4 protein-coding genes are annotated in these 6,204 nt (G+C 39.9%); all 4 read right to left on the bottom strand.

Annotated elements, in window-relative coordinates:
* Positions 1 to 204 precede the first annotated feature (204 nt).
* Positions 205 to 1,131, bottom strand: a complete 927-nt coding sequence (locus VIM94_RS00570) for a malate dehydrogenase (RefSeq protein WP_332037345.1) — start codon at positions 1,129 to 1,131, stop codon at positions 205 to 207.
* 92 nt (positions 1,132 to 1,223) lie between these two features.
* A complete protein-coding gene (locus tag VIM94_RS00565; RefSeq protein WP_332037344.1) occupies positions 1,224 to 2,183 on the bottom strand; it encodes a DUF6588 family protein in 960 nt (319 codons plus the stop codon).
* 151 nt (positions 2,184 to 2,334) lie between these two features.
* Positions 2,335 to 4,272: a DNA topoisomerase (ATP-hydrolyzing) subunit B gene (gene gyrB, locus VIM94_RS00560; protein WP_332037343.1), complete on the bottom strand. Its 1,938-nt coding sequence runs from the start codon at positions 4,270 to 4,272 to the stop codon at positions 2,335 to 2,337.
* Between the two features lie 179 nt (positions 4,273 to 4,451).
* Positions 4,452 to 6,074, bottom strand: coding sequence for an asparagine synthase B (gene asnB / locus VIM94_RS00555; protein WP_332037342.1), 1,623 nt, complete (start codon positions 6,072 to 6,074; stop codon positions 4,452 to 4,454).
* Positions 6,075 to 6,204: the final 130 nt, after the last annotated feature.

Raw genomic sequence — 6,204 nt, 5'->3', positions numbered from 1 at the left:
TAAAATTGCAAAAACCTTAATCAGTCCTTTGTTCTGCATTATTCCTTAAATTATAATTAATTAGGTCGATTTTAAAAACGGACAAATATAGGGTTTCAAAAATCAAATCCCAATATTTTTTTTTGGAATAATTTAACTTTTCAACCCTAAAAAGGCCACAGAAACTGCAGCCTTTTTTAAGAAATTATTTAAACTTTTCAGTTTTTAAACTTCCAGTAAAGTATTGGTTTTTTTAACGCCTTCTGCGCTTTCTTTCATTTTAGAACTTTCAGCATCGCTAAGTTCGAGTTCAACGATCTTTTCAAGACCATCTTTCCCTAAGATAGCCGGCACACCAATACAAATATCATTAAGCCCATATTCTCCTTCGAGCATTGCAGAACAGGGGAACATTTTTTTCTGATCGCAGGCAATTGCCTGAACAAGTGCAGATACAGCCGCTCCTGGTGCATACCAGGCCGAGGTTCCCAATAATTTGGTTAGAGTTGCGCCCCCAACTTTAGTGTCTTCTGAAACCTGATTTAAACGATCTTCTGATAAAAATGCCGTTACCGGAACAGAGTTTCTTGTTGCCAGTCTTGTAAGCGGCACCATTCCGGTATCACTGTGACCACCAATCACCAGTCCATCAACATCAGATGGAGGACATTCCAAAGCTTCACTCAAACGAAACTTGAAACGGGCACTATCAAGAGCTCCTCCCATTCCAATGATCCTGTTTTTTGGAAGGTTTGTAGTCTTATGTACCAGGTAAGTCATGGTATCCATAGGATTACTAACCACAATAAGAGTAACATCAGGAGAGTGCTTAATAAGGTTTGCAGCAACTTCTTTCACAATCCCTGCGTTAATCCCAATCAATTCTTCTCTGGTCATTCCCGGTTTACGTGGGATTCCACTGGTAATTACGGCAACATCACTATTAGCAGTTTTCGAATAATCGCCGGTAGTTCCGGTAATTTTGGTATCAAAACCATTAAGCGTTGCAGTTTGCATAAGGTCCATCGCTTTTCCTTCAGCATAGCCTTCTTTAATATCCAGAAGCACCACTTCAGAAGCAAAATCCTTGATGGCTACATATTCTGCACAGCTGGCACCTACAGCACCAGCTCCAACTATTGTAACTTTCATATTATATATATTATATCAATTAATATTAGTTCCTAGCGAAAATACGAAATAAGGGAAAGCTTTACTAATAGAAAGAAGTAAAAACCAAGGCCTTAAATCCTGAAATGCAGACCAAGGTTTATATTAAAGAACTTTCCTGCCGTTACCATAGTGCTCCACTTAAATTTATTGAAGTATAGATTAAAACCTATGTCTCCTTTAAACTGTAGCTCATCTTCTCCCAGGGTTTCCAGTGCTGTGTTTATATTTCCTAAAAATGGTCCACTGCCGTCCATCGCATAAGCAAAGTTTGAATTTGTTGCACCAAGAGCACCGAATATTTCAAAATTCTCATAACGTTTTGACGCTAAAGCTTCAAAAAGCCAAAGATCACCATCTACTTCAATCAATTCAAGTACCGCAAAATCCTGTATATTTATTGGATCAAATGCATAATTAGCCTCAAATTTACTGTATGTAATTAATGCAGAAACCTGAAGATCTTCAGGTTCGTTAAACATAAAGTACTGACTAAAGTTATGCTTTATCCCAGCCCCATAGGTACTAAAGTTAACATCGTCTATAGTCATCTCAGGCAAAGCCCTAACGGTGAATTCAGATTCAAAAGGCAGCCCCATTGTAATTTGAACAAACGGGTGAGGGATAAGGCCTTTATCAACCCCGTCAAGAGCTGGAATAACTTCATCTTTGTAACCAACAAAATTTATATCTGTTTTTTCTCCGAATGCAGTAGGTATCTGCACAGAACTTCCATTTTCAATTTCCAGTATCTGAAAATTACTTTCAGATACGGAAGAAGTTTTTTTGCTTGAAGGCACAATTAATCCATTAGCATGAACAGAAACTTCAAATTTCCAGGGATCCAAAGATTGGGCAGAGGTAAACCAACCCGCCCCTGCCTGGTAAGCAGCACCGGATGCAGCCGGACTGGCAAATTCATCAGCTAAAAAGAGAATATCTTGAGCTAAACGTATTTCCTCCTCTTGAGAATTAGCCTTATGAGAAAGCAGGATAACAGAAATGATCAAGATAGATTTGATGGAGTATTTCACAATATAAAGTATTTGGTTAATGGAGTAAAAATAGCAAAAATACTTTGCAGCATATTTTAAAACCTGGGAAAAAACTCCAAACTCAAAAAGATTCTTAAAACTAAAAAACCCGTGATAGGCACGGGTTTTTTAGTTTTAATGACTTATAAGCTTAAGCGTCTATATTTGCATATTTCGCGTTCTTCTCAATAAATTCACGTCTCGGTGGAACCTCATCTCCCATAAGCATTGAGAAAATCCTATCTGCCTCACTACTGTTTTCAATATTAACCTGACGCAGTTTACGTCTTTCCGGATCCATAGTTGTATCCCACAGTTGCTCGGCATTCATCTCACCAAGACCTTTATATCGCTGAATTTGAACTCCACCGCTATAACTTTCGGCAATCTCATCCCTTTCTTCTTCACTCCAGGCATAACGCTTCTTTCCTCCTTTTTTCACGAGATACAACGGAGGTGTAGCAATGTAAATATGACCTCCCTCGATTAACTCCTTCATATACCTAAAGAAGAATGTGAGAATAAGAGTTTCAATGTGACTACCATCCACATCGGCATCACACATAATCACAATTTTATGGTATCTTAATTTATCGGTATTCAGGGCCTTACTATCGTCGTCTGTACCTATAGTTACCCCGAGGGCGGTATAAATATTCTTGATTTCTTCATTATCAAAAACACGATGTGTCATTGCTTTTTCAACATTAAGGATCTTACCTCTTAACGGAAGAATAGCCTGGAATTTTCGATCTCTACCCTGTTTGGCAGTTCCACCCGCCGAGTCACCCTCAACGAGGAAAACTTCACTTTGGGTAGGATCCTGCTCAGAACAGTCGGATAATTTGCCGGGCAAACCACCGATACTCATCGCGGTTTTACGCTGAACCATATCGCGGGCCTTCTTGGCGGCATTTCTGGCCTGGGCCGCAAGAATCACCTTCTGAACGATGGTCTTGGCATCATTTGGATTTTCTTCAAGGTAATTTTCAAGCATTTCTGAAACTGCCTGAGATACCGCTGATGTCACCTCCCTGTTTCCAAGTTTTGTCTTTGTTTGACCCTCAAATTGAGGTTCGGCTACTTTCACTGAAATAATCGCCGTCAAACCTTCACGAAAGTCATCCCCGGTGATCTCAAATTTCAGCTTATCCAGCATTCCAGAGGCATCGGCATATTTCTTAAGCGTAGTGGTTAAACCACGTCTAAACCCAGATAAATGCGTTCCCCCTTCGTGCGTATTAATATTGTTTACGTAAGAATGAAGATTTTCATTGAAGGAGGTGTTATATACCATCGCTACCTCAACCGGAATATCATTTTTTTCACCTTCAATCGCGATCACATCGCTTATGATAGGCTCCCGATTACCATCGAGGAATCTTATAAATTCTTTTAACCCTTCTTCAGAATAAAATCTTTCAGATAGAAATTCCCCATCTTTATTAGTCTCCCGCTTATCGGTTAAAGTGATCTGTATACCTTTATTCAAATAAGCCAGCTCGCGCATTCTGCTTGATAAGGTCTCATAACTATAATCTACACTTTGCTGAAATATGGAAGAATCAGGTTTAAATGTTATTATTGTCCCGTTCTTATCCGATTCTCCAACCGGCTTAACAGGATATAAAGGTTTCCCAAGTTCGTATTCCTGCTCCCAGATTTTACCGTCTCGATAAACTGTGGCTTTCAAAGTGGAAGAAAGTGCATTCACACAACTTACTCCTACCCCGTGCAAACCTCCGGAAACTTTATAAGAATCTTTATCGAATTTCCCTCCGGCCCCAATCTTGGTCATCACCACCTCAAGAGCAGAAACACCTTCCTTTTTATGGAGATCAATAGGAATTCCCCGTCCATTATCTTCGGTAGTTACCGAGCCATCTTCATTAATTGTAACTTTAATGGTATCACAGTGGCCGGCCATAGCTTCATCTATGGAATTATCTACCACCTCATATACCAAATGATGCAATCCTCTTACCCCGGTATCTCCAATATACATCGAAGGTCGCATGCGCACATGCTCCATTCCTTCAAGCGCCTGGATACTATCAGCCGAATATTGTTTCTTGGGTTCTTCGCTCATATATTCTTTAATTAATTTCGTCTGTTTTATATAACGAACAAATATAACAAAACCCTTATTTTTTGCTAGCGGAAGCCTGATTTTAAGCTCTTAAGTTATTAACAATTTGTGCAAAAAAAAGCCCGTAGACAGGTAATTTTATACCTGGACCTACGGGTCTTACAAACCACAGACTTAATTTATGAGGCCCGGGCCAATTCCTCAAGTTCCTTTTTGGCTGTTGATGCAACATGGGAGGTATTTGCCCGGCCACTTGGATCCAGGTCTTCCTGCCATTTTGGAATCCATCTTTTAACAGTTTTGGCTGCGCTTTCCTGCGGAAAATGTGAAGCGAATATTTCCCGATAGAAATAAGCCTCCTTCGTAGCCGGAGTGTTATGAGGATATTTTACGGCTGCCTGCGCCATTTCCAAATCACTAACGCGAGCTGAAGCGTAGGCAATAAGCTCATCTATCCAACTGTACCCAACACCGTCGCTAAACTGCTCCTTTTGCCTCCAAAGCACTTCTTCAGGCAAAAATGGTTCTTTGGGAGTATCAAAAGCTTTTCTTACGATATATTTCTCTATTCCATCATAGGTTTTTGGCATCTTATACCTGGCCTGAGTTTCCATAGCAACCTCTAAAAAAGCCTTATCCAAAAAGGGAACCCGTGCTTCCAGCCCATGGGCCATTGTAGATTTATCGGCCCTTAAACAATCGGCAGTGGCCAATCTTTGTACTCTTCGAATAGTTTCCTTCTGGAATTCATTGGCAGAAGGTGCATTTTTGAAATAGAGATAGCCTCCAAAGATCTCATCGGCTCCTTCTCCCGAAAGAACTACTTTCACACCTTCTTCTTTAATTGCTTTTGAAAGAAAATACATTGGGGTGCTGGCTCTAATAGAGGTTACATCGTAAGTTTCCAGATGCCAAACCAGTTTTTTCAGAATTTCAATTCCCTCTTCAACGCTAAAATGAATCTCATGATGCTCGGTTCCAAGAAATTCTGCCACTTTGCGTGCAGCCACCAAATCGGGAGCACTTTCATCCAAACCTATGGAAAAAGAATGCAGTTTTTGACCACTCTCCTTCATGAGTCTTGCCGCTATCGAGGAAGTAAGAGAGGAGTCCAATCCACCACTCAACAATACGCCTAACGGCACATCGGCCATTAAACGTTTTTTTGTTGCGGCAATCAGGCTTTCCCTAAGCTTTTTGAAGTCAAGCTCTTTATCTGCTTTGGTATAATCATACCAATCTGGTTTATAATATTCTACAAAACCGGTTTCAGGCGTATAATAATGTCCTGGAGGAAAAGCAGCTAAACTGGTACATTGATCACTAAGTGCTTTCATCTCACTGGCAAACCAGATCGCGCCGTTGACATCTGTACCATAGTACAAAGGTTTAACCCCAATTGGATCCCGGGCAGCAATAAAATCTTTCCCGTCTACCACAACAAATGCAAAAACCCCATCGAGTTTGTCTACAAAATCGTAACCATATTCTTCATACATATGCACGATTACTTCAGAATCTCCTGCTGTTCTGAATTGGTGGTTTTTCAGCTCATTTTCCCGCAGTGATTGATGATTATAAATTTCACCATTATGGATCATCCAGGCTTTACTGGTACCTTTAATTGGTTGTTGCCCGGTTTGCAAATCCACAATAGAAAGTCTTTCGTGACTTAACAAGTATCCTTCCTCTGTAATTTGAAGTCCACTTTCATCCGGTCCGCGATGAGACATTCTCCTGGAAATCTCACTCACTTTCTCTTTACTTAATCGATCTCCGATTACTGCTAAAATTCCACACATAATAATTGCTTTAATATTTCAAGACAAATATGCGCTGAAGGTTTCATATTAGAAACTAAAAAGCATTATTAGCTATCATTTAACAACAAACAACACAATATTCAAGCAAATTAAAAAGCTTTAAACACTA

The sequence above is a fragment of the Salegentibacter sp. genome, assembly GCF_036568425.1.
Classification (GTDB): Bacteria; Bacteroidota; Bacteroidia; order Flavobacteriales; family Flavobacteriaceae; genus Salegentibacter.
Note: the sequence above shows the minus strand (reverse complement) of the source record. Positions and strands in the feature narration are given on the sequence as shown.

Bases quoted from the DNA above. Each gene is read 5' to 3' on its own strand.
- VIM94_RS00570 (WP_332037345.1), bottom strand. From the start codon at position 1,131: ATGAAAGTTACAATAGTTGGAGCTGGTGCTGTAGGTGCCAGCTGTGCA.
- asnB (WP_332037342.1), bottom strand. From the start codon at position 6,074: ATGTGTGGAATTTTAGCAGTAATCGGAGATCGATTAAGTAAAGAGAAA.
- gyrB (WP_332037343.1), bottom strand. From the start codon at position 4,272: ATGAGCGAAGAACCCAAGAAACAATATTCGGCTGATAGTATCCAGGCG.